Annotated in this window: 20 protein-coding genes; 10 read left to right on the top strand and 10 right to left on the bottom strand. The window is 68.4% G+C overall.

What is annotated here, in order from left to right; all coding sequences use genetic code 11:
• Positions 1-4: 4 nt before the first annotated feature.
• Entirely contained in the window at positions 5-1,930 is a 1,926-nt protein-coding gene (locus tag C2868_RS09625) for an anthranilate synthase family protein (RefSeq protein ID WP_103663191.1), read from the bottom strand.
• A 203-nt stretch (positions 1,931-2,133) separates the two neighbouring features.
• Here C2868_RS09625 and C2868_RS09620 point away from each other — a divergent pair, with 203 nt between their 5' ends.
• Together C2868_RS09620 and ispG are read left to right on the top strand one after the other, a co-directional pair.
• Positions 2,134-2,412, top strand: a complete 279-nt coding sequence (locus tag C2868_RS09620; protein ID WP_100810330.1) for a 2TM domain-containing protein — start codon at positions 2,134-2,136, stop codon at positions 2,410-2,412.
• Positions 2,413-2,458: 46 nt separating this feature from the next.
• Complete coding sequence (gene ispG, locus C2868_RS09615) at positions 2,459-3,610, top strand: flavodoxin-dependent (E)-4-hydroxy-3-methylbut-2-enyl-diphosphate synthase (RefSeq protein ID WP_181003414.1); 1,152 nt, start codon at positions 2,459-2,461, stop codon at positions 3,608-3,610.
• 36 nt (positions 3,611-3,646) lie between these two features.
• Here the strand turns inward: ispG and C2868_RS09610 are convergent, their stop codons facing one another.
• The 3 genes from C2868_RS09610 to C2868_RS09600 form a co-directional block, all read right to left on the bottom strand.
• Positions 3,647-5,113, bottom strand: a complete 1,467-nt coding sequence (locus C2868_RS09610; protein ID WP_103663190.1) for a phosphotransferase — start codon at positions 5,111-5,113, stop codon at positions 3,647-3,649.
• The gene (gene treS, locus C2868_RS09605) at positions 5,110-6,831 is read right to left on the bottom strand and encodes a maltose alpha-D-glucosyltransferase (RefSeq protein ID WP_100810389.1); all 1,722 of its coding nucleotides are present in this window, start codon (positions 6,829-6,831) and stop codon (positions 5,110-5,112) included. The genes C2868_RS09610 and treS overlap by 4 nt, the downstream gene beginning before the upstream one ends.
• Before the next feature lie 310 nt (positions 6,832-7,141).
• Positions 7,142-8,083, bottom strand: a complete 942-nt coding sequence (locus C2868_RS09600) for a linear amide C-N hydrolase (protein WP_181003413.1) — start codon at positions 8,081-8,083, stop codon at positions 7,142-7,144.
• A 109-nt stretch (positions 8,084-8,192) separates the two neighbouring features.
• Between C2868_RS09600 and C2868_RS09595 the strand changes: the two genes are divergently transcribed.
• Complete coding sequence (locus C2868_RS09595) at positions 8,193-9,185, top strand: hypothetical protein (RefSeq protein ID WP_181003412.1); 993 nt, start codon at positions 8,193-8,195, stop codon at positions 9,183-9,185.
• A gap of 140 nt (positions 9,186-9,325) precedes the next feature.
• Positions 9,326-11,104, top strand: coding sequence for a proline--tRNA ligase (locus tag C2868_RS09590; RefSeq protein ID WP_103663212.1), 1,779 nt, complete (start codon positions 9,326-9,328; stop codon positions 11,102-11,104).
• Here the strand turns inward: C2868_RS09590 and C2868_RS09585 are convergent.
• The gene (locus C2868_RS09585; RefSeq protein ID WP_103663187.1) at positions 11,101-11,715 is read right to left on the bottom strand and encodes an acetate uptake transporter family protein; all 615 of its coding nucleotides are present in this window, start codon (positions 11,713-11,715) and stop codon (positions 11,101-11,103) included. The genes C2868_RS09590 and C2868_RS09585 overlap by 4 nt on opposite strands.
• 116 nt (positions 11,716-11,831) lie before the next feature.
• Between C2868_RS09585 and ppk2 the strand changes: the two genes are divergently transcribed.
• Positions 11,832-12,740, top strand: coding sequence for a polyphosphate kinase 2 (gene ppk2 / locus C2868_RS09580; RefSeq protein ID WP_232711140.1), 909 nt, complete (start codon positions 11,832-11,834; stop codon positions 12,738-12,740).
• A 47-nt stretch (positions 12,741-12,787) separates the two neighbouring features.
• Positions 12,788-14,620 (top strand): lipase family protein, encoded by a 1,833-nt coding sequence (locus C2868_RS09575; protein ID WP_100810335.1) that lies wholly within the window; start codon positions 12,788-12,790, stop codon positions 14,618-14,620.
• A gap of 13 nt (positions 14,621-14,633) precedes the next feature.
• Here C2868_RS09575 and C2868_RS09570 read toward each other — a convergent pair whose 3' ends face one another.
• From C2868_RS09570 to C2868_RS09555, 4 genes are read right to left on the bottom strand one after another with little or no spacing between them, the layout of a single operon-like run.
• Entirely contained in the window at positions 14,634-15,458 is an 825-nt protein-coding gene (locus C2868_RS09570) for a DUF1206 domain-containing protein (protein ID WP_232711141.1), read from the bottom strand.
• Positions 15,455-16,351, bottom strand: a complete 897-nt coding sequence (locus C2868_RS09565) for a DUF1206 domain-containing protein (RefSeq protein WP_232711142.1) — start codon at positions 16,349-16,351, stop codon at positions 15,455-15,457. Before C2868_RS09565 ends, C2868_RS09570 begins: the two co-directional genes overlap by 4 nt.
• 41 nt (positions 16,352-16,392) lie before the next feature.
• On the bottom strand, positions 16,393-17,901 hold the full coding sequence (locus C2868_RS09560; protein ID WP_103663186.1) for a sodium:alanine symporter family protein: 1,509 nt from the start codon (positions 17,899-17,901) through the stop codon (positions 16,393-16,395).
• A gap of 45 nt (positions 17,902-17,946) precedes the next feature.
• On the bottom strand, positions 17,947-18,720 hold the full coding sequence (locus C2868_RS09555) for an NADH:ubiquinone oxidoreductase subunit 4 (chain M) (protein ID WP_103663185.1): 774 nt from the start codon (positions 18,718-18,720) through the stop codon (positions 17,947-17,949).
• Positions 18,721-18,825: 105 nt separating this feature from the next.
• Here C2868_RS09555 and nusA point away from each other — a divergent pair, with 105 nt between their 5' ends.
• From nusA to rbfA, 4 genes are all read left to right on the top strand, one after another.
• Positions 18,826-19,815 (top strand): transcription termination factor NusA, encoded by a 990-nt coding sequence (nusA, locus tag C2868_RS09550; protein WP_103663184.1) that lies wholly within the window; start codon positions 18,826-18,828, stop codon positions 19,813-19,815.
• Between the two features lie 72 nt (positions 19,816-19,887).
• Positions 19,888-20,160, top strand: a complete 273-nt coding sequence (locus C2868_RS09545) for a YlxR family protein (RefSeq protein WP_100810339.1) — start codon at positions 19,888-19,890, stop codon at positions 20,158-20,160.
• A 55-nt stretch (positions 20,161-20,215) separates the two neighbouring features.
• On the top strand, positions 20,216-23,032 hold the full coding sequence (infB, locus tag C2868_RS09540) for a translation initiation factor IF-2 (RefSeq protein ID WP_258034426.1): 2,817 nt from the start codon (positions 20,216-20,218) through the stop codon (positions 23,030-23,032).
• Positions 23,033-23,218: 186 nt separating this feature from the next.
• Entirely contained in the window at positions 23,219-23,704 is a 486-nt protein-coding gene (rbfA, locus tag C2868_RS09535; protein ID WP_100810395.1) for a 30S ribosome-binding factor RbfA, read from the top strand.
• A 9-nt stretch (positions 23,705-23,713) separates the two neighbouring features.
• Here the strand turns inward: rbfA and C2868_RS09530 are convergent, their stop codons facing one another.
• Positions 23,714-24,613, bottom strand: a complete 900-nt coding sequence (locus C2868_RS09530) for an A/G-specific adenine glycosylase (protein WP_181003411.1) — start codon at positions 24,611-24,613, stop codon at positions 23,714-23,716.
• Between the last annotated feature and the right edge of the window lie 53 nt (positions 24,614-24,666).

Raw genomic sequence — 24,666 nt, 5'->3', positions numbered from 1 at the left:
CGGATCAGGCGTCGACGGGGGCGAAGGCCTGCGCGATCAGCCGCTCGAGCGTCTCGATGCCGTCGCGCGACAGGATCGACTCGAGGTGGCCCTGTACCGACGCATACCCCGGTCCGCGCATCGCGTAGACGTCACCGGATGCCGGGTCGGCCGCGATCTCGGTGGCTCCCACCCGCGTCGTCCCGGGCTCGACCCGCACCGTGAACGTGTTGTAGAACCCGATCGAGGCGCGCTGGCCGAAGATGTCGACGTTCAGCTGCAGTCCCTGGTGCGGACGCGTGAGCGGCGCCAGCGTCAACCCGAGGGTGTTCGCCAGGATCTGGTGGCTCAGGCACACCGCGAGCAGCGGCTTCCCCGAGGCCAGACGAGCCGACACGATCTCGCGCATGCGACGCATCCGCGGGCTGTCGTCGAGCGGGTCGCCCGGACCCGGCCCGGCGATCAGCAGCTCGGTATCGGATGCCTCGGCATCCGTCACCTCCGACCAGTGCGCGATGCGCACGGAAAGTCCCAGGTGGCGGAGCTGATGCGCGAGCATCGTCGTGAAGCGGTCCTCGGCGTCGACGACGAGCGCACTGCGTCCGGCGAACGGGCCCGGGGCATCGACGTCCTGCGGGTTCAACCAGAACGGCGCGAGCCGCGAGTTGCGCGAGGCGAGCAGGGTCGCGATCGTGGGGTCGTCCGCGAGCGGGACGCGCGGCGTGGTCGGTGCATCGGGATCCGCGACGGGCGCGGGCGCGCTCTCGCGCGGGACCGCGCCGATCGCGCCGAGCAGGCCCGCCGCCTTGCCGTGCGTTTCGCCCACCTCCCCGTAGGGGTCCGAGTGGCGCACGAGCGTCGCGCCCACCGGCACGCGCAGGCGGCCGTCGACGAGATAGGCCGTGCGGATGAGGATCGGTGCGTCGAGGTCGTGCTCATCGCCGTTCGGGGTGAACAGCGCGGCCACGCCGGAGTAGTAGCCCCGGGCGGTCGTCTCGTGCCGGCGGATCACCGTGCACGCGTTCTGCATCGGTGAGCCCGTCACGGTCGGCGCGAACATCGTCTCGCGCAGGATGTCGCGGGGGTCGAGCGTGCTGCGCCCGCGGAGCATGTACTCGGTGTGCGTGAGGCGCGACATCTCCTTCAGATGCGGACCCGTGATGCGGCCACCGTCCGAGCAGACCGCGCTCATCATCTTCAGCTCCTCATCGACGACCATGAAGAGCTCTTCGGTCTCTTTGGTGTTCTCGAGGAATGCCGTCAGCGCTTCGGGGGTCGAGCCGCCGGCGGGATGCCGGAACGTGCCCGAGATGGGGTTCATCGTGACGACACCACCGCTGGCGCTGACGTGCGCCTCGGGGCTCGCGCCGACGGCGACGTGCCCCGGTGTGGCGATCGCGAAGGTCCAGTAGGCGCCTCGCTCGTGCTCGAGCAGAGCTCGGAACCAGGTCAGGGCGCTCTCGCGCGGGTCGGCGTCGATGCGCGCGGTGAAGTCGCGTCGGATGACGAAGTTCGCCCCCTCACCGCGTCCGATCTCTTCGGCGATCACGTCGCGCACGATCTCGGCGTAGTCCTCGTCACTCACGTCGAACCCGGTGTCGTGCAGGGGCACGGGGGTCGCGGGCAGGACGCGCATGGCCTCGTCGCGCGAAATCGTGCCGCGCTCCGACACGATGACGCAGCGCAGCGGCGCGCCGTCGTCATGGCATTCGAAGCCGCGTTCGCGCACCTGTCGGTACGGAACCAGCGCGAGGACCTCCTGCGGTGAGCCGTCCGCGTCCGTGAGGGGGATGTCTGCGAGCAGCTCGACATCGACGACGGTGCCCGTGAGGACTTCGACATCCGCACCATCGCGCGCGATCAGGACGAGGGGGCGGTCGTCCGCGGATTCGCGCAGGCGCTGCAGCAGTTCGCTGCCATCCGCATCACTGGGGGGGCGATGGCCGGTCATCGTGGGTCCTTCGGCTCGGCCCGGCGGGGCGGTCGCTCAACGAAAAGACCGCCACGGCGGGCGGTCTGGATTCGTGGAAACGCGAACACACCGCCTAAGAGGCGGGCCACCAGGAGCGGTTCGCGGACATGCCGTCACGATAGCACGCACGACACGCGACCTCTTCCTGTCGGTCCGCGCGGGCCACCCCTAAGCTTTTCGCCATGAGCGACGATCTCCGCGGGCGTGCCATCAGCAGTCTCAAGGCCAAGGGCCACTTCTGGCAGGCACTGATCACGTGGGTGGTGCTGAGCCTTCTCTTCGTGTTGATCTGGGCCTTCTCTGGCGGGGCATCGGACGGATTCGAGGGCTTCTGGCCGATCTGGCCGATCGCGGGAATCGCGCTCGGCGTGATCTTCACCGGTATCCGCGCCTTCGGCGCCGGCGCGGGTGGGCCGAGCGAAGGTCGGATCCAAAGCGAGATGAAGCGCCTCTCTGAGTGACCTGGGAGCGGGCCGTGCCCGTGCCCGACCCGCGTAGGCTGGGTCCGTGCCAGCAGTGAATCTCGGAATGCCGAAGGTGCCGGATGTTCTCGCGCCGCGTCGGAAGAGTCGACAGATCCGCGTCGGCAAGGTGCTCGTCGGCGGGGATGCGCCGGTCAGCGTGCAGTCGATGTGCACCACGCCGACGACGAACATCAACGCGACGCTGCAGCAGATCGCCGAACTGACGGCATCCGGCTGTGAGATCGTGCGCGTCGCCGTGCCCTCGCAGGACGACGCAGACGTGCTCCACATCATCGCGAAGAAGAGCCAGATCCCGGTGATCGCCGACATCCACTTCCAGCCGAAGTACGTGTTCCAGGCGATCGATGCCGGGTGTGCCGCCGTGCGCGTCAACCCGGGCAACATCCGCAAGTTCGACGACCAGGTGGGTGCGATCGCCGCCGCGGCGAAGGCCGCCGGCGTATCGCTGCGCATCGGTGTGAATGCCGGATCCCTCGACCCGCGCCTGCTGCAGAAGTACGGCAAGGCGACTCCCGAGGCGCTCGCCGAGAGCGCGCGCTGGGAGGCATCCCTCTTCGAAGAGCACGACTTCCACGACTTCAAGATCTCGGTCAAGCACAACGACCCCGTCGTGATGGTCAAGGCGTATCGCCTGCTCGCCGAGATGGGCGACTGGCCGTTGCATCTCGGTGTCACCGAGGCCGGACCCGCATTCCAGGGCACGATCAAGTCCGCGACGGCCTTCGGCATCCTGCTCGGCGAGGGCATCGGCGACACGATCCGTGTCTCGCTTTCGGCTCCACCCGCCGAAGAGGTCAAGGTCGGGCACCAGATCCTGCAGTCGCTTAACCTGCGTGAGCGCAAGCTCGAGATCGTCTCGTGCCCCTCGTGCGGTCGAGCTCAGGTCGACGTCTACACGCTCGCCGACGACGTGACCGAGGGTCTGAAGGACATGACGGTCCCGCTCCGCGTCGCCGTCATGGGTTGCGTCGTCAACGGTCCGGGCGAGGCTCGCGAGGCCGACCTGGGTGTCGCATCCGGCAACGGCAAGGGACAGATCTTCGTCAAGGGTCAGGTCATCAAGACGGTTCCGGAGTCGGAGATCGTCGCGACGCTGATCGAAGAGGCCAACCGTCTCGCGGATGAGATGGGCCCCAACGCTGCTCCGGGCACCGCGCAGGTCGTCACGGCCTGAGCGGCCCCGCGCCCCTGCGGAATGTGACCGCGGGCTCTACTCGCCGTCGATACGCGCGAGTGCGGCGAGCGGGATTCCGATCCATGCCGGGCGGTTGCGCTTCTCGTAGACGACCTCGTATACCGCCTTGTCCGCAACGTATGCGGTGAGCAGCACACGACGCTCGTCCGTGCTGGTATCGTCCGTGCGGGTCTCGTGCGTGCTCGTATCGTCGTCGCTCGCCGCTCCGGCGATCACCCCGACGTAGCCGTTGATGAAGTGGCTACGGGCGCGTGAGGACCACTCGGCTGCTCGCTCCGCCCGCAGCGCCCACTCGTCGTCGTCGATGATCCGCCCGGTGCCCACGAGCGACATCTCCACGACCCCGGGGGCATAGTCGAACGAGCGCAGCATTCCGGCGACGTCGCGCCACGGCGAGTCGGGCAACGCCCGCTCCGCGAACGGGCGGCCCGGTTCGCCCTCGAAATCCACGAGCCGCCATCCCCGGGATGTCCTGAGTGTCTGACCGAGATGCAGATCGCCGTGCACCCGCTGCACATCCAGACCCTCGAGCGCCGCCACCGCGGAATACGTCGCTCGGAGGCGAGCCGCGTGGGGTTCGATCTCGGGCACGACGCGCAGCGCGTGATCCAGTCGCTCGGTCATGGCTCGCGCCAGCTCCGCGGTGGTCTCGGCCCCCCGCCGCCCGGCGGGGAAGCGCTCGCGCAGCAGCGCGTGCACCTTCGCGAGGGCTTCGCCGAGGCGCGCAGCCTCTCCCGCGAAGTCGCCACCCGAGTCATCCGGTTCCTGTTCGAGATCGACGAGCAACGTGCGCACGCTCGCCATCGCGAGCTCGAAACCGTCGGTGGCGGTACGCAGGAACTCCTGCAGCATCGCCAGCTGGATGACCTCGCCATCGACGGTCGTCTCGACCCAGCCGCACAACTCGGCGATGTACTCCGAGTGGCCGCGGGTGAGCTCCTCATGGATCTCGATATCGGGATTCACGCCAGGACTGAGCTTGCGGAAGATCTTCATCATCGCGGTCTCGTCGAAACGGACCGACGAGTTCGACTGCTCGCCCGTCATGGGCGAGGGCCGTAGCTCCGGATCGAGCGGCTCGCCGCCGGGCAGCCGGTGGAATCTCAGACCATCGACATCCGCGCCACCGGTGGGCTCTGCTGCGATGAAAGCGTCCAACCAGAGAGCCATGGCATCCCGGTCGTGGACGGCGTCGTAGAGATGCCGCTGTCGACCATCCACCTCGATCGCGCCCACGTAGGCGTGGCCGATCCGGTCCTCGATCTCGTCGTACCCGGCCAGGGGCACCTGATAGAGCTCGGTTCCTCCGACCTCGTCCGAGTAGGCCACGGTGACGAGGTAGACGGTCGCGCTCGGCCGCTCGGGTGCCGACAAGTCGGCCAGCACGCGGACCCGCGACACCTGGAACGGGCGTCCCTTGCCACCGAACCACCGCGTTCGTACCAGGTAACCCTCGAGAAGGGCATGATCGATCGCGCTCACAGCAACCCCACTTCCTCTGACTCCGTCGCCGGCTCGTGCAGTTGGAACCAGTAGAACCCGTGGCCTCCCAGCGTCAACAGGTAGGGCAGCTCGCCGATTCGGGGGAAGGGGGCTCCGCCGATCAGCTCGACGGGCACCATGCCCTCGAAACGTCGCATGTCGAGCTCCACCGGCTGCGGGAACTGCGACAGATTGTTGACGCAGACGATCACGTCGACCGTGCCGTCCTCGTTCGTGTGCTCGCGGGAGTACGACAGCACCGACGGGTTCGATCCGCCCAGGTCGTTGAAGCTCCCGAGCCCGAACGCGGGATGGCGTTTGCGCGCCTGGATCATCTGTCGCGTCCAGTGCAGGAGCGACGAGCGGTCCTCCTGCTGCGCCTCGACGTTGACGGCGAGGTATCCGTAGACCGGGTCCTGGACGATCGGACGATCCAGCTTGCCGGGATTCGCGGTCGAGAATCCCGCGTTGCGATCGGATGTCCACTGCATGGGAGTGCGTACGCCATCGCGGTCGCCGAGCCAGATGTTGTCGCCCATGCCGATCTCGTCGCCGTAGTACAGCACGGGTGACCCGGGGAGCGAGAGCAGGAGCGCGGTGAAGAGCTCGATGCGGTCGATGTCGTTGTCGAGCAGCGGCGCGAGGCGGCGCCGGATGCCGATGTTGGCCTTCATGCGCGGATCCTGCGCGTACTCGTTCCACATGTAGTCGCGGTCTTCGTCCGTGACCATCTCGAGCGTGAGCTCGTCGTGGTTACGCAGGAAGATGCCCCACTGGCATCCGGAGGGGATCGAGGGGGTCTCGGCCAGGATCTCGCTGATCGGGAACCGCGACTCCCGACGCACCGCCATGAAGATGCGGGGCATCACCGGGAAGTGGAAGCACATGTGACACTCATCGCCCCCGACATCCGGGTCGCCGAAATAGTCGACGACGTCGGCCGGCCACTGGTTCGCCTCGGCCAGCAGCACCCGGCTTGGGTACTCGGCGTCGACGATTCGGCGCACCTTCTTCAGGAACTCGTGCGTCTCGGGCAGGTTCTCGCCGTTCGTGCCGGGTCGTTCGTAGAGGTATGGCACGGCATCGAGCCGGAACCCGTCGAGGCCCATGTCGAGCCAGAACCGCATGGCGTCGATCATCGCCTCGTGCACCCTCGGGTTGTCGAAGTTGAGGTCGGGCTGGTGCGAGAAGAACCGGTGCCAGTAGTACTGCTTGCGCACCGGGTCCCACGTCCAGTTGCTGGGCTCGGTGTCGACGAAGATGATCCGGGCATCCTCGTAGAGCTCGTCGGTGTCGCTCCAGACGTAGAAGTCGCCGAATGGGCCATCCGGGTCGTTGCGGCTGGCCTGGAACCACGGGTGCTCGTCGCTGGTGTGGTTCATGACGAAGTCGATGATCACGCGAATGTCCCGCTCGTGCGCGGCGTCGAGGAACTCCTGGAAGTCCGCCACCGTGCCCAGCTCGGGCAGGACGCCGGTGTAGTCGGCCACGTCATAGCCGTCGTCGCGCAACGGTGACGGGAAGAACGGCGGAACCCACAGACAGTCGACGCCGAGCCACTTCAGGTAGTCGAGCTTGTCGATCAGGCCGCGGAAGTCGCCCGTGCCGTCGCCGTCGCCGTCCTTGAACGAGCGCACGAGCACCTCGTAGAAGACCGCCGTCTTGAACCACTCCGGCTCGGGGCTGCCCGGGGTATCGGGGAACGGCTCCTGCGTCATGATCGGGATCGACGCCGTATACGGAGCGGGTTCTGCGGGAGCAGTCATGCGTTCGTCCTCATGTTCAGGATGCGGTCGGCGCTGGTCCTACGCGTACGAGGTGGCGGGCGATGAACCACCTCTCTAAACCTGTCACAGGCGTGCTCTGAGCGCGATCATCCGGGCACCCGTTGCGCCCTGCTGGGCGTTGCTGTAATGGCCTGGCGCAGGCCCCGGCTCCGGCGTCCGGTGCGCGGCGAGCTGTCACGAACCGCTGCATCCGTTGCTCGATCGAGCGTTTCGCGCCAGCTCGACGGCTGTAGGTAGCTCCCTAGTACCGCAGGGCGGCGGGTTCGAGGCGGGATGTCTCATCGCCGACCAGCGACGTGTCGCGCGGGTCGAGGCGGAGGACGCCGGTGGTGCCTGCGAGGGTGGGCAGGTCGATCCAGAAGATCCCGGGGCTGCGCGTCGAGCCGAAGTAGTACGTGCGGTTGGTCAGGTCCGCTGCCGAGCGCCACCAGGTCGGGTACACGCCGCCGTCCACGTAGGGCGCGCCGTACGGCACGGAGACGTTGGCGATCAACTGCACGACCCCGGCCACGGCCTCGTCGATGCCCGTGGGTTCGGGCAGGTAGTGCAGGAAGTAGGAGGCGCGCACGAAGCGGTCTTGCGACGTGATGTCACCGGGCGGCGGGAGTTCGCCGCCGAACGGGCGGTAGCGCGCGAGATTCTCGAGTTGGCGGTCGAGCGTGGGGGAGTTCGCCATGACGGTGAATTCGCGGCCGTGGTGCACGACCATCCGGCCGTCGATCGGCTCGATGATCGCGGAGTCGCCGGTGCTGTCCTCCAGGGCGATGTGCACCCCGAAGGTCTCGCCGCGCAGGGGAGGGGCGACGATCCGGATGTCTTCTGCCGCGGCGACGGCATCCGCGACGGTGGCGAAATTGTCCACCAGATACTGCACCCACATGGTGTGGGCGACCGCCGGGCGTTCGTCGGCGGCGGGGAGCGAGACATCCGTCGGATCCAGGTATAGGGCGTGGGCCGCGAGCCCCGCGTCGTTCAGGCCGTCGACCGTGCCGATGCCCCACATACTGATGACGACGTTCGCGTGCTGCGAGACCCAGGTGTGGGATCCTTCGCCGGCGTCGCCCGAGCGGTGCTGACCGGCCGGGACGTACCAGAGCTCGGGTTCGTCGCTGACGGCCCAGTCCATGCAGCGGGCCACGGTCTTGGCGATGCGGTTGTCGTTCCAGAAGATGCGGGTGCACACGCGCGTGAGCCTAGCGGGAGCGATGCGGACACACGCGTGATCGGATCGTAGTTTGCCAATTCCGGCATACGGCTCGATCAAGGCCCGGAGCGGCTCATAGGGTCGAAGGATGACGAAACTCCCACGCCGAGCAATGGCATCCTTCATGGTTGTCTCCGCCCTCATGCTCAGCGCTTGCGCAGCCGAACCCGAGACGAGTTCGTCGTCGTCCCCGACGCCCACGCCGACGCCGTCCCAAAGCCCGAGCCCCACACCGACGCCGGAGCCGATCGCGCAGGCGTTCGGAGGGGACTGTGCTGAAATGCTCTCGGACGCCGAGGTTTCGGACCTGTTCGGCCCCCCGATCGAACTCGATCCCGTGCGCGAGGCGCGCCAGCGGATCGCGGAGGAGGCATCCGTGATCCGCGAAGGCGGCATCGTTTGCAACTGGGTGTTTGATCAGGTGGGTCTGGGTGTCGTAGTGCTGCCCGTGTCGGTCGTGCCTCCGGAGTTGCACGTCTCGGTGCCGGAAGAAGCGTGCATGAGCGGGTTCACGGATTGCAGCTGGCGCACCGTGTCGGGACCTTGGTGGATGGAGACGACGGAATGGCCGACATCGTCGTACGAGACCTGGGCTGAGAGCCCCGAGCGTGTGGAGGCGCTCTCACAGATGATTGCCCCGCGGGTCCTGGCATGGAGCCCACCGGCCGTCGGCGGCGCGGCGGAACCGTTGCTCGACTGCACAGAACTTCTCGCGGCGGTGAACGCGGCGGTGCCGGCCGCGGGTCTCGTCGAGAGCGGCTGGGGGATCGCGGGGCTGGAGGCGATCGCGCTGATGACGAACATCGTGGAAAGCTGTGCGTGGAGTAACGAGAGCGGCATCATCTCGCTTCGGGTGCAGCGAGACGTCGGTGCGCCGGACTCGGCTGACCTCCGCACCGTCGGCGCCGAGGAATACTCGCTCCCGAACGGAGTGCACGGTCATCTGGTCATGTTGGCGCCGGAATACGGAACGCTGGTCGCCACGGCTGGCGACACGCGCGTCGCGATCAGCGGGGACAGCGTTGCCAACGACGAGCAGGGCACAGCGGCCATCCTCGCGGCCGTGCTCGACGCGCTCTGAGCGAATCGAGCTGTCACGAAACGCTCAATCTTGAGCGCATTTCGAGCGGTTCGTGACGGTTCGGCAGGAAAGAGAGTCACGGAGCGCGCCGAAGCCAGGGCGCAGGGGCCGAGGCATCCGCGCGCCTAGACTTGACGATCGTGGTCACCCGTCTCTCGCACTACTTCCTCCGCACGCTCCGTGAGGACCCCGCCGATGCCGAAGTCACGAGCCATCGGCTGCTCGTGCGCGCCGGATACATCAGGCGCCAAGCGCCCGGCGTCTTCGCCTGGCTGCCGCTGGGGCTGAAGGTCAAGGCCAAGATCGAGGCCGTCGTCCGGGAGGAGATGGCGAACGCCGGGGCGTACGAGGTGCACTTCCCGGCGCTGCTGCCGCGCGAACCGTACGAGGTCACGGGCCGCTGGGAGGAGTACGGCGACGCGCTGTTCCGCCTGCAGGACCGCAAGGGCGCCGACTACCTGCTCGCGCCCACACACGAAGAGGTCTTCACGCTGCTCGTGAAGGACCTGTACTCGTCGTACAAGGACCTGCCCCTGTCGATCTACCAGATCCAGGACAAGTACCGCGACGAGGCGCGGCCCCGCGCCGGCCTCCTGCGCGGCCGAGAGTTCACGATGAAGGACGCCTACTCCTTCGACTACACCGACGCCGGGCTCGACGCGAGTTACCAGGCCCAGCGGGATGCCTACGAGCGCATCTTCACGCGCCTCGGACTCGAGTACGTGATCGTGCAGGCGGATGCCGGGGCCATGGGCGGCTCGCGCAGTGAGGAGTTCCTGCACCCCACCGCGGTCGGCGAGGACACGTTCGTCCGCTCAGACGGCGGGTACGCGGCCAACGTCGAGGCCTTCACGACGCTCGCGCCCGAGCCGATCCCGTTCGACGGGCTGCCCGAGCCCGTCATCTTCGACTCGCCGAACACCCCGACGATCGCCACGCTCGTCGACCACGCGAACGCCCACCTCGAAGCCCCGGCTGAGGGGGAGTGGACTGCCGCGCACACGCTCAAGAACGTCGTGCTCGCTCTGACGCACCTCGACGGTACGCGCGAGCTCGTCGTGGTGGGTCTGCCCGGCGACCGCGACGTCGACGACAAGCGCGTCGAGGTCGCCTTCGCCCCCGCCGCCGTCGAGGCCGCGACCGAGGCGGACTTCGAGAAGCACCCGCTGCTCGTCAAGGGCTACATCGGCCCCTGGTCGCCCACGGGTGCGATCCTCGGGTCCGAATCCGCCACCGACATCCGTTACTTCCTCGATCCTCGCGTCGTCGACGGCACGTCGTGGATCACCGGCGCGAACGCGCACGAGAAGCACGTGCACTCGCTCGTCGCGGGGCGCGACTTCGCGGCCGACGGTTTCGTCGAGGTCGCCACGGTGCGCGAGGGAGACCCGGCACCGGATGGCTCGGGCCCGGTCAACCTCGCCCGCGGCATGGAGATCGGTCACGTCTTCCAGCTCGGCCGCAAGTACGCCGAGGCGTTGGGCCTGAAGGTGCTCGACGAGAACGGCAAGCTCGTCACGGTCACGATGGGTTCGTACGGGATAGGCGTGACCCGCATCCTTGCGATCATCGCGGAGCTGAACAACGACGACAAGGGCCTGATCTGGCCCGCGTCCGTCGCTCCCTTCGACGTGCACGTCGTCGCGACGGGGCGGGATGCCGTGGCGTTCGATCTCGCCGCGTCCATCGCCGATCAGCTCGAGACGGCGGGCCTCGATGTCCTCTACGACGACCGTCCGAAGGTGTCGCCGGGCGTGAAGTTCGGTGACGCGGAACTCATCGGTGTGCCGCGCATCCTGATCGTCGGGCGCGGGGCGGCCGAGGGTCAGGTCGAGCTCTGGGATCGTCGCACGGGTGACCGCGAGGTCGTGTCGGTCGCCGACGGGTTGGCGCGGCTGAGCGCCTCAGCGCGCGGCTAGGACTCCGGATCGCGTGAACCGCGAAGCCACGCCGGGCCGAGCGGCACGACCGAGCGGCCCATCGTGCGCACGATGAACTTCTCGACCAGCATGTAGGTCGCGAGACCGGATGCGACGATCAGCAGGACCGATCCCGCGGCCCCGAACGCCGTCGCGCCGCCGAACGCGGTCAAGGACTGCAGCGCGAGCCCACCGGATACACACATCAGGGTGATGGGCAGCGCGCTGTTGTGCGTTGCGCCCGGGAACACGAAGAGCCCCGCCAGGACGGCGAACATGAGCGTGAAGACACCTCGCGCGGGACCGGCGACCTCGAAGAACCCGAGCTCGCCGCCGAGCAGGAACCCCGGCATGCAGAGCCAATACCAGCCGAAGGCGTTGTAGACGAGGAAGTGGAAGTCGTCGCCGATCGTGAACGACAGCATCCCCGCGATGATCTGCACGATCCCCCCGAAGATCGCGCCGACCCAGAACACCGAGCTGTCGTCGTGGACGCCGAGGTGCGCGAGCTGGGCGGTGAGGGTCGCGATCGCGAAACCGAGCAGCCCGATCAGGCCGGGGTCGGCGGTGCGGAACGATCGGAGGGGCGGCGGGGCCGGGGTCGTGGGCACGAGGCGACCGTAACCCAGAACGCCTCGCGCGCGAGGCGCCCGCGGCCGTGACTTTTGTTCGCCGCCCGTTCCCTGTCCGTCTACGGTCCGTTGGGTTCGGGGGCTAGTCTCACGACGTGACCATTCCTACCGGGCAGCAGTCGCTGCGTGAGTACATCGAGAACCTGCGACAGGAAGGCTACTACGTCGTCGGCGGACAGACGGGCGATCCCGATCTGGTGGATCCGATGGGCAATCCGGTCACGACCTGGCAGGAGGGTTACCCCTACGACACGCGGATCGACGCGGAGGAGTACGAGGACCAGAAGTACCTCCTGCAGATCGAACTGCTCAAGTTCCAGTACTGGGTGCAGGACACCGGGCACCGCGCGGTCATCGTGTTCGAGGGTCGCGACGCCGCGGGCAAGGGCAGCACGATCAAGCGGTTCATGGAGCACCTCAATCCGCGCGCGGCGCGCGTGGTCGCGTTGAACAAGCCGAGTGACAGCGAGTCCGGCCAGTGGTACTTCCAGCGATACGTTCAGCACATGCCGACCGCTGGCGAGATCGTCATGTTCGACCGCTCCTGGTACAACAGGGCGGGTGTGGAGCGCGTGATGGGCTTCTGCTCGACCGACGAGTACGAGGAGTTCATGCAGCAGGTTCCACAGTTCGAGAAGATGCTCGTCGAGTCCGGAACCTCGCTCACGAAGTTCTGGTTCTCGGTGTCGCAGACCGAGCAGCGCACGCGTTTCGCGCTGCGTCAGCTCGACCCGGTGCGTCGTTGGAAGCTCTCACCGATGGACCTCGAGTCCCTCGGACGCTGGGACGATTACACGGCCGCGAAGGATGAGATGTTCCAGCGCACCGACAAGGGTTTCGCGCGCTGGACGATCATCCGCTCGAACGACAAGCGGCGGGCGCGCCTGAACGCGATGCGCTACTTCCTGTCGCAATTCGAATACGAAGACAAGGATGCCTCGGTCGTCGGCGAGCCGGACCCCCTCCTGGTCCTGCGCGGAAAGCGTGACGAAGTCGGCGACTGAGCCGCGCGAGACCCGAGGTTCGCGGGAGCCCATCTAGCATTGCCTGAGTGACCCAGCAGCCCACGAACGCGAGCGCCCCCGTGCCGCGGCGCGGCGGGTTCAGTCGGCTCGTCGGCCACGCGCCGGCCTGGGTGGGCATCGCGGTCGGGCTGCCCCTGATTCTGCTCGGCGTATTCATCGTCACCCGGCCGCTGACATCCCTGTGGGTGCTGGCGATCTACATCGGGGTCAGCGCCATCGCGGCCGGTGTGATGGACCTGATCGCCCCGCGCGACGTCCCGCGCCGCGCGAACATCGTGCTCGCGATCCTCTGGATCGTCGGTGGTGGTGTGATCCTCTTCTGGCTCGGGCGCAACCTCGACCTGTTGCCGGAACTGATCGCTGCGCTGCTCGTTCTCGGTGGGCTCGGCGCATCCATCGGTGTCTCACGCGGCCGGGTGAGCGAGCGGGTGCTCGCCGCCGCATCTGCCGTGGCGCAGGTCGTGTTCGGTCTGCTGGCCCTGCTCTGGCCGGACGTCACCCTGCTCGTCGTCGCGATCGCCTTCGGGCTGCGGACCGTCGTGCTCGGTGGCGTGCTCACCTGGCGTTCCTCGCGCCGGATCCGCGGGCGCTCAGCGCGTCCGGGAGAGACCACCGGCAGTCGACGCGTGCTCGTCTGGGCCGCGGTGGGGCGCTACGCGCTCGCGGCGGTGCTGCTGGGGCTCGCCGGCGGATCCTGGTGGGTGAGTTCCTGGCTCGCAGACGGTGCCCCCGTGATCGACGCCTTCTACGACGCGCCCGCCGGGGCCCCGCCGAGTGCCCCGGGCGCGCTCCTGCGAGAGGGGGCGTACAGCGGACGCACACCGGTCGGCGGTGAGGTCAGGCGCATCCTGTACAGCACGACGGACGCGTTCGGCAGCCGCGCGCTCGCGAGCGGGTTGGTCATCTCGCCCACGGACCCGCCCATGGGGCCGCGTCCCGTCATCATCTGGAACCACGGAACGACCGGCGTCGCCCGCGGGTGCGCCCCGAGTCTCGCGGATGCCTCGGCCACGCGCTGGGCGATTCCCGCTATCGATCGGGCCCTCGCAGCGGGTTGGGTCGTCGTCGCGACCGACTACACGGGCCAGGGGGCTCCGGGCACTTTTCCGTACCTGATCGGTGAGGGAGAGGCGCGCTCGGCGCTCGACGCGGTGCGTGCTGCGGAGCACGTGGAGGGTCTGTGGCTGTCGTCCCGGGTCGTGGTGTGGGGGCACTCCCAGGGCGGGCACGCCGCGCTCTGGACGAGCCAGCTCGCACCCACCTACGCGCCCGAACTCAGCGTGCGGGGGACCGTGGCCATCTCGCCCGCGGCGGACCCGCTCGCGCTCGCCGAAGAGCTCGCTCGCACGCAGGACTCCGCGATCCTGTCCGTGCTCATCTCGTGGGTGCTCGTGCCCTATGCCGACACGTATCCCGATGTGTTGATCTCCGATTACGTCGCATCCGGTGGGCGCTCGATCGTCAGAGAGATGACGCAGCGCTGTCCGACGGAGCCGGGGGTGGTCGTGTCCGTGCTCGCGGCGCTGGGCGTCTCTGCGGATCGCCCCCTTTACGACACAGACTTGACGGTCGGGCCGCTGGGGGATCGGCTCGCGCAGAACGCGGCGACCGGGCCGTGGGAATCCCCCGTCCTGCTGGCCTGGGGCGGACAGGACGAGGTGATTCCGACGGCGCTGCACGAGCGATTCGTCGCCGAGAGGTGCGCCGAGGGGCAGCCGCTGCAGGTTCGCGTCTTCGATCGGATGGATCACACCGGCCCGATGCTGCCGCGCTCGCCGTTGCTGTCGACCATGATGCGGTGGACGCAGGCGCGGTTCGACGGCGTTCCCGTGGGGGCCGCGGCGAACGACTGCCCCTGACCGGTCGGCCCCCTCAGAGACGTGCGTAGCGGGCCCGGAAGAAGCAGTAGACCCCGTACGCGATGAACCCGACGCCCGCGGCGCCGAGGAGCCAGGGCCCGAGGGGCAGGTCGATCAGGGCCGAGAGCGCCCGGTCCATCCCGCCGGCCTCCTCCGGATCGACCTGAATCGCGGCCGTGATGACCAGGACGCCGACGATGGCGAGGGCGATCCCCTTGGCGACGTATCCGGCGATGCCGAGAACCGTCACGATGCGACCCGTCGCGCCGCTCGGCATCCGGAGCTTCTCACGGAAGCTGCGGGTGACGCCCTTGAAGACGAATCCGGCCCCGACGCCGACGATGACCAGGCCGGCGATTCCCAGCAGGACGGGACCGCCGGGAAGCGAGAGCACGGTGCTGCTGGCGTTCTGGGCGCTCTCGTCGCCGCTCGATCCCGCGCCGAGTGCGACGGATGCCGCGCTGTAGCCGATGGCGACATAGACGACCGCCTTGGCCCACTCGCCGATCCGCTTCATCCAGCGCTTGCGCGCGTCGTCTACGTCCACGAGCACGCCCTTGACCAGATACCACAGGCCGAGAGCCGCGAGCCCGACGGCCAGGACCCAGAGCGCGACGAAGCCGAGCGGCGCCTCCGCGATGGCGCGGAAGGCGCCGGTCGGATCGGACTCTCCCCCACCCCCGCCGCCCCCGGCGCCGACTGCGAGCACGATCGCGCCGATGAGGAGGTGGATCACGCCGTTTGCCGCGTATCCGGAGCGCGCGAGCATCCGGAACGCGGGGTGTGATGCCGCCTTGCGAACGGTCCTCTGCGCGGAGTCAGCCATGTCGGGTGTCATTCCCCGAGCGTACGTGCGGGGACTCGGCCGGTGTGCCGGTTCTCGAGGCTCGACGTGCGCCGCGAAGCGTGCCGGGCGGGATCGGGCGAGAGTCGCGCATACCGGGCACGGAAGAGGCAGAACACGCCATAGGCGATGAAGCCGATCCCGATGGATGCGACCAGGACGGGTCCGAGGGTGAGTCCGAGCAGCGCTGCGAGGGCGCCGTCGAGGCCTCCCGCCGTTGCAGCCTCGTCCCGGACAGCGGCGATGACCAGCAACACCGCCATCGCCGCGAGCGCCGCGCCTTTCGCGACGAACCCGACGATACCGAGGATGTCGACGAGCCGTCCGAGAGCGCCCTCCGGGACCGAGACCTGCCCGCGGTAGCTGCGCCGGACGCCCATGGACAAGAACGAGATGCCGGTGGCGCCCACGCCGATACCGACCGCGATCAGGAGGAACGTTCCCCCGGGTATGTCGAGAACGCCGCGGCTGGCCTTCTCGGCGGCTTGCTCGCTGCTCAGGCGCGCGCCCAAGGCGATGGCCGCGGCGACCGTTCCGAACGCGGCGAAGACGACCGCCTGACCCCACTGGCCGACCCGACCGCCCCACTTCTTCAGGACGCTGTCGCCACGGACGAGGATGCCCTCGCCGATCTTCCACGCGGCGAGTGCGAAGAACCCCGCGGCGATGATCCAGAGCAGGGTGAAGCCGAGGGGGAGTGCGGCGATGGCGCGGAGGGCACCGGTCTGATCCGTCGCGGCATCTCCACCGAGGGCCACGATGAGCGCGATCACGCCGATCAGAGCATGGACGATGCCGCTCGAGACGTACCCGAGCCGTGCGAGCCCGCGGAACCAGGGCATCGTGGTCGCGTCGCGGGCGACGCGCTTCGGGGCCTCGGAGTCCATCGGCTCAGCCTAGGCGCGAGCCCGCCCCGTGGCCGCCTTCGTCAGAGCTTGGGAGCCCCGTGCAGGTGATCGCGATGCTTGCGCGCCTCGTGCTCCTTCTCGACGATGTCGATCGGGCCGGTGACGGAAAGCTCGTCCTCCCAGCATTCGATGCCCTCGACATCCGCCATGAGTGCCCGTGTGAAGACGGGATTGCGCCCCTCGCGGCGTTGCCGGGTGTAGTCCTTCAGCAGGCGGAACGCGATGCCCGAGAGCAGCGCGATCGCGATCAGGTTGGTCAGCGCCATCAGGCCCATGACCCCGTCGGCGAAGTTCCACACCAGGTCGGCCGTAACGACCGATCCGGCCAGAACCGCCAGTACGGCGAGGATGCGGTAGCCCACGAGCGCCCCGCGCTTGGTCGTGATGAACTCGATGTTCGACTCGCCGTAGTAGTAGTTGCCGAGGATCGAGCTGAACGCCAGCAGGAAGATGATGACGGTCAGGGCGATGTTCGACCACTCGCCGAGCGTCGATACGAGCGCCCCCTGGGTCAGGCCGATTCCCCTCGTGGCCGAGGTCAGGTCGGGCGCCGAGACCAGGATGATGAATGCCGTGATCGTGCACACGAGGAACGTGTCGAAGTAGACGCCCAGCGTCTGCACGAGTCCCTGCTTGACGGGGTGCGTGACCGCGGCACTCGCCCCGGCGTTCGGCGCCGATCCGAGCCCCGCCTCGTTCGAGAACATGCCGCGCTTGACCCCGGTGAGAACGATGTAGCCGAAGGCCGCGCCGACGACCTCGTTGAATCCGAACGCCTGCGTGAAGATCTGGGTGAACACCACCGGCAGCTGGTCGATGTGCAGCGCCACGACGGCGAGCCCGAGCAGCAGGTAGAGCAGGGCCATGGTGGGCACGAGTGCCTGCGTCACGGAGGCGATGCGACGGACCCCGCCGAAGATCACCAGCGCGGTCAGGAGGGTGATGCCGATACCGACGGCCCAGGGCAGCCAGGGGGCCGCGTCGTCACCGAGGCTTCCGCTGACCGTGGCCGAGATCGTGTTGGCCTGCAGGGACGAGAACGCGAAGGGGAAGCAGACGATCAGGATGATCGCGAACCAGATCCCGAGCCACCGCGCCTTCAGCCCTCGCTGCATGTAGTAGGCGGGGCCGCCGCGGAAGCCATCCGTGTCACGCACCTTGAACAGCTGGGCGAGCGATGACTCGATGAAGCTCGACGCCCCGCCGACGAAGGCCATGAGCCACATCCAGAAGATCGCCCCCGGGCCACCCAGCGCGATCGCGGTGCCGACACCGGCGATGTTGCCGACTCCGACGCGCGAGGCGGCCGATATCGTGAACGCCTGGAACGCCGAGACCGACTGCGGCTCACCCGTCGCGGTCCGCGGCGTCCTGTCGGTGAGGGTGCGGAACATCTCGGGAATGAGCCGGAACTGGACGATACCGGAGCGTGCCGTGAAGTACAGGCCGAGCAGCACCACCACGGGGACGATGATCCAGGTCCAGAGGTTGTCGCCCCACGTCAGCAGCCAGTCGTTGATCTCATCCATGCGCACAGTATGTCCGGGAGGGAGCGCGATCGGGGGTAGCGCGGGCTATTCGAGACCGAACTGTTCGGAGATGTGCGCACGGATCTGCACGAATTCGGGCACGGCCCAGAAGAAGTCGAGCTTCTGCGCGAGCGGCGAGTCCGAATCCGGCTCCGCCTCGAGCACGAACGCCGCGAAGGACTCGGCGAAGTCCTCGGTGACGTTCGTCGCGGCGTAGTCGCTGACGAAGTCCTCCTCGTGCGCGGCGTAGAAGGCGTCCGCGACCTCGGAGTCGTCGTTGTCGGGACCGGGCGCCTCGTCACCGTAGGCGTCCCAGAAATCCGTCTGGAACGCATAGATGAAGGACGTCGGCAGCGCGCATCCCTCGCTCAACTCGAGCGTGTCGCAGTCGCCGGATGGCTCGGGCACCTGTGCGACGTTGAGGCTCAGCACGTGCGCGTACTCGTGGATGAGGGTCTGCAGCAGGGTGTCGGCGTCGTCCGCGTAAGCGGCGTTCGCAACCAGCATCCACTCGGTGGGGTCGTCCAGATCGCGCGACACGTACGCCATGGTGTCGCTGTCGGCGGAATCGCCCACGCGGTAGCTGTTGAAGGTGTCGGCCGCGACCGGTTCGGTCACGACGCCCACGAACATCGTCCAGATCTCGTCGGCCGGGCCGCTGGGTGCGGGTGACAGGGTCGCATCCGCACCGATGTCGTATACGTCGACGGCGCCGAGGTCGTCGTCCTCGGCCTGGATGTGGCTCGAGGTGGCACAGCCCGAAATCAGGAGCATGGCGGCGAACAGGGTGCTGGCAACGGCTGCGCGTCGGGAGTGCATGCGAACAGGGTATGGCCCTGGGACGATCGCCGATGTCATCCGGTAACGTAGGGGGGATGTCGACGCGCATGACGCGTCGACGAGAGCTGAATAGGGAGGTCCGAAGTGGACATCGATCTCGGACTGCTGAAGACGATCGAGCGCGAGAAGGAAATCCCCTTCGACGAACTCGTGAGCATCATCGAGCAGGCGATTCTGACCGCCTACGGAAAGCACACGTCGCCCTCGGGTGAGGTGCCCCCGGGCGCCCGGGTCGAGATGGACCGCAAGACCGGTCACGTCGGCGTGTTCATTCCGGTGACGGATGACGACGACGCCGTCATCGGCGAAGAAGAGACCACTCCCGACGACTTCGGCCGTATCGCCGCCTTCGCGGCCAAGCAGGTCATCGGCCAGAGGTTGCGCGACATCGCCGACGACGCCGTCTTGGGCGAGTTCAAGGGCAAGGAAGGCGACATCGTCGCCGGGGTCATTCAGCAAGGTCCCAACCCGCGCATGATCCACGTCGATCTCGGCTCGGTCGAGGCGATCCTGCCGCCCGAAGAGCAGTCGCCCGGCGAGGCCTACACGCACGGCTCGCGCCTGCGCGTCTACGTCACGAGTGTCGGCAAGGGTCCCAAGGGTCCCTCGATCACCGTGTCGCGCACGCACCCGGGCCTCGTGCGCAAGTTGTTCGCTCTCGAGGTTCCCGAGATCGCCTCGGGTCTGGTCGAGATCGTCTCGCTCGCACGCGAGGCCGGTCACCGCACCAAGATCGCGGTGCGGGCCAACGATCCCTCGATCAACGCGAAGGGCGCGTGCATCGGCGAGATGGGTCGCCGCGTTCGAGCCGTGACGGAAGAGCTCGGCGGAGAGAAGATCGACATCGTCGACTACGACCCCGAGCTCGCCAAGTTCGTCGGCAACGCGCTCTCGCCCGCGAAGGTCACGTCGAGCTTCATTCTGGATGCCTCCACCAAGGCCGTCCGCGCACTCGTCCCCGACTACCAGCTGTCGCTGGCGATCGGCAAGGAGGGCCAGAACGCACGTCTCGCCGCCAAACTGACGGGCGCGAAGATCGACATCCAGCCCGACAGCATTCTGGAGGACCGCTGACCGCGGGATCCGGAGGATCGCTGATCCCTGGCCGCATGCGTCGCGCCGAACGGCGTGAGCGGGAGGTGTAAGATGGAACCTGTACGGACGTGTGTCGGATGCCGCGCGCGTGCTCCCCGGTCGGCCCTCCTGAGGGTCGTCTCCATCGGTTCCATGCTCGTTCCCGACGAGCGTGCGACGATGCCGGGTCGGGGCGCGTGGGTGCACGAGACGCCCGCCTGCGTGGAGGCCGCACTGCGGCGCCGCGCGTTCGTGCGAGCACTACGCGTTTCGGGACCACTCGACGCGCAGACGTTAGAGAACAGGCTGAACGGCTATGGAAACAAAGTGAACGGCTCGAAATGAGTCCCGTCCGCGACTAACGGTCTGCCCTGCCTGGGTGGACCCAGACAGGAGAATTGTGGCTTCCAAACCACGCGTGCACGAGATCGCCTCAGAACTCGGCGTCGACAGCAAAGTTGCGCTGGCCAAGCTCAAAGAGCTCGGCGAGTTCGTGAAGAGCCCCTCGTCCACCATCGAGCCCCCCGTGGCTCGCAAGCTTCGCCAGGCGCTTCAGGCCGAGGGTGCAGCCGCACCCGCGGTCCCGGCGCCTGCCGCCGCGTCATCGTCACCGCGCCCCGCGGGTCGTCCCGGCCCCGTGCGTCCGGCGGCCCCGGCTGCTCCCGCTGCGGCCCCGGCAGCGCCCGCCGCTGCTCCGGCAGCGCGCACCCCGGCCCCCGCGACCCCGGCACCCGCTGAGGCCGCACCGGCACCGGCTGCTCCCGCGGCGCCCGCTGCCCCGGCTCCCGCAGCCCCCGCCGACGCGCCCGCAGCAGCTGCTCCCGCGGCTCCCGCGGCCGAGACATCCGGTGACGCTCCCGCGCCTCCGCGTCCCGGCGGCGCCCCGCGTCCGGGCAACAACCCGTTTGCGAGCGCTCAGGGCATGGGACAGCGTCCCGCCGGCCCGCGCCCGGGCAACAACCCCTTCGCCAGCGCGCAGGGAATGGGCCAGCGCCCGTCCCCGACGCCCGGCAACATCCCGCGCCCGCAGGCGCCGCGTCCCGGCGCCCCGCGCCTCGGTGCACCGCGTCCCGGCGGGCCCGGTCGTCCCGGCGGACCCGGTCGTCCCGGCGGCGCGCCGTTCCAGCAGCGTCCCGGCGGCCCCGGCCGTCCCGGCGGTGCCGGTGGTGGCGGGTTCCGTCCCGGTGCTCCCGGTGCGGGTGCGCCCGGCGGCGGCTTCCCCGGTCGCCCCGGCGGTGGTGGCGGTCGTGGCCGCGGTCCCGGTGGTGGTACGGCAGGCGCGTTCGGTAAGGGCGGCGGCAAGTCCAAGCAGCGCAAGTCGCGCAGGGCGAAGCGCCAGGAATTCGAGATGAGGGATGCCCCGGTCGTCGGTGGCGTCAACGTCTCGCGCGGTAATGGCGAGACGATCCGGATGCGCCGAGGTGCATCGATCTCGGACTTCGCCGACAAGATCGAGAACATCACCGGCTACACCGTGCAGCCGGGCACGCTCGTCACCATCCTGTTCAACCTGGGTGAGATGGCGACCGCGACCGAGTCGCTCGACGAGGCCACGTTCGAGGTCCTCGGCGAAGAGCTCGGCTACAAGATCCAGATGGTCTCGCCCGAGGACGAAGACAAGGAGCTCCTCGAGAGCTTCGGTCTCGACCTCGATCAGGAGCTCGAGGACGAGAACGAGGACGACCTCGAGATCCGGCCCCCGGTCGTCACCGTCATGGGTCACGTCGATCACGGTAAGACCCGGCTCCTCGACGCGATCCGCAACGCCAACGTCGTCGCCGGCGAGGCGGGCGGCATCACGCAGCACATCGGTGCCTACCAGGTGTGGACCGAGCACGAGGGCATCGAGCGTGCCATCACCTTCATCGACACCCCGGGTCACGAGGCGTTCACCGCCATGCGTGCACGTGGTGCGCAGGTGACGGACCTCGCGATCCTCGTGGTCGCGGCCGACGACGGCATCATGCCGCAGACGGTCGAGGCCCTGAACCACGCGCAGTCGGCGAACGTGCCGATCGTCGTTGCCGTCAACAAGGTCGACAAGCCCGACGCCAACCCGGCGAAGGTTCGTCAGCAGTTGACCGAGTACGGGCTCGTCGCCGAGGAGTACGGCGGAGACGTGATGTTCGTGGATGTTTCGGCCACCAAGGGCCTGAACATCCAGGAGCTGCTCGATGCGGTGCTCCTGACGGCAGACGCGGGTCTCGACCTCACGGCGAACCCGAACAAGGCCGCACGTGGTGTCGCGATCGAAGCCAAGCTCGACAAGGGCCGCGGTTCGGTCGCCACCGTCCTCATCCAGTCCGGAACGCTCCGGGTCGGAGATGCGATCGTGGCGGGCACGGCCTACGGCCGCGTGCGTGCGATGGCGGACGAGAACGGTGAGCCCGTGCTCGAGGCCTTCCCGTCGCGTCCCGTGCAGGTGCAGGGTCTGAACTCCGTGCCGCGCGCCGGTGACACGTTCATCGTGACCGACGAGGATCGCCTGGCCCGCCAGATCGCCGAGAAGCGTGAGGCTGCCGAGCGCAATGCCGCCCTGGCGAAGGCGCGCAAGCGCATCTCGCTCGAGGACTTCACCCGTGCGCTGCAAGAGGGCAAGGTCGAATCGCTCAACCTCATCATCAAGGGTGACGTCTCGGGTGCCGTCGAGGCGCTCGAAGAGTCGCTCCTCAAGATCGAGGTCGACGACTCGGTGCAGCTGCGCATCATCCACCGTGGTGTCGGTGCGGTCACCGAGTCCGACATCAACCTCGCGACGATCGATAACGCGATCGTCATCGGGTTCAACGTCCGGCCCGACGCGAAGGCGCGCGAGCGCGCGGCTCGTGAGGGTGTCGACGTGCGGTTCTACTCCGTCATCTACAACGCGATCGACGACGTCGAGCAGTCCCTCACGGGCATGCTCAAGCCGGAGTTCGAAGAGAAGCAGTCGGGTGTGGCCGAGATCCGCGAGGTGTTCCGCTCCTCCAAGTTCGGGAACATCGCCGGTGTCATCGTCCGCAGCGGAACCATCACCCGAAACGCCAAGGCTCGCGTCATCCGCGACGGCGTCGTCATCGCCGATGGTCTCGCCATCGAGTCGCTGCGTCGCTTCAAGGACGACGTCACCGAGGTGCGCACGGACTACGAGGCCGGTATCGGGCTCGGCAAGTTCAACGACATCCAGATCGGTGACGAGATCGAGACGACGGAAATGGTGGAGAAGCCGCGCGGCTGATCTTCTCCTCGGGTGCGGACGCGGATGTCGTCCGCACCCACATCGGCTTCGGTTCCGGATGCCGGTGGCTTCAGCAGAGCGGGGCCCTACCCCGATGCTTACGCCACCGGCACCCGGAACCTCCGTCGTTCGTCGGTGGTCATTCTCCGCACGGCGAGGTTTTTGTGAAGAGAAAGAAGCAGGAACATGGGCAGTGAGAGAGCGGCACGACTCGCCGACCGCATCAAGGTCGTGCTGGCGGAGCGCCTCGAGAAGGGTCTGCGCGACCCCCGTCTCGGGTTCGTCACCATCACCGATGTCCGTGTGACGGGCGACCTGCAGCACGCGAGCGTCTTCTACACGGTCCTCGGCTCCGAGGAAGAGCGCGCCGACAGCGCCAAGGCGCTCGCCTCGGCGACCGGGATGCTGCGCTCCGAAATGGGCAAGCACCTCAACACGCGGTTGACGCCGTCGCTCGAGTTCATCCAGGACGCCCTGCCCGAGAACGCGGACGCCATCTCTGCTCTCCTGCGCGAGGCCCGCGAGCGCGATGCCGCGGTGGCCGGGATCGCGGCATCAGCGACGTACGCGGGCGACGCCGACCCCTATGTCAAGCCGCGCGAGCTCGACGAGGCCGAGATCGAGGCCGACGAAGAGGGAATCGAAACGGAAGCGGACGAGACCGGCGACTGACCTCCGCGGTCACGCGCCCGGTAGGCGCAGCAGGCCGTCGGATGCCTCGGCCAGGCCATCCGCGATGAGGGAGTCGATCGCACGGTGACGCTGCGACGCATCCGGCCAGTCCGCGATGATGCTCTCGAGCACGACCGGACCGTCCGCATGGCGTAGCGCGCGCAGAATCGCCCCGCGCGTCTGGCGGTCGCTGCCCTCGTAGCGCGCCTGACGCGGGCGGGTATCGCCGGTGTCGGGATATCCCGCGGCGCGCCAGGCACAGGAACGCGCGATCGGGCACGAATCGCAGCGGGGTGAGCGCGCGGTGCACACCACCGCGCCGAGTTCCATCGCGGCGGCGTTCACGATCGTGGAGCGCCCGACGTCGACGGGGAGGACGGCGCGCATGTCGTCGAGGTCCCGCCGATGCGCGGGTCCGGGCTGCGAACGTCCGGCGACCACCCGAGCGAGGACGCGGCGGGTGTTGGTGTCGACGACGGGCTCGCGCAGACCGTAGGCGAACACCGCGACGGCGCGTGCGGTGTAGTCGCCGATCCCGGTGAGTGCGAGCAGTGCCTCGACGTCCGCCGGGACGACCCCGCCGTGGCGTTCGGTGATCTCACTCGCCGCCCGGTGCAGCCAGAGGGCGCGACGCGGATAGCCGAGGTTCGCCCACTGTCGTACGGCTTCGGCCGGAGCATCCGCCGCCAACGCCGCCGGAGTCGGCCAGCGCTCGAGCCATGCCTCGAGGTGCGGTACGACGCGGTTGACCGGGGTCTGCTGCAGCATGAACTCGCTGACGAGCACACCCCACGCTCCGAAACCGGTGCGCCGCCAGGGCAGCTCGCGCGCGGTCGCGGCGTACCAATCGATGAGCTCAGGCACCCACCCGACCTCCGCCGCCGCGTCGGGACGGACGAATGCGGGCACGGGTTCCACCCTATGTTCCCCGCACCCCGTCCGTCCCCGAGCGCGAGACTTCA

Origin of the sequence: Microbacterium sp. CJ77 (assembly GCF_002911615.1) — a bacterium.
Lineage (GTDB): Bacteria > Actinomycetota > Actinomycetes > Actinomycetales > Microbacteriaceae > Microbacterium.
The sequence above is the reverse complement of the archived record's forward strand: the minus strand, read 5'-3'. Positions and strand labels throughout refer to the sequence as shown.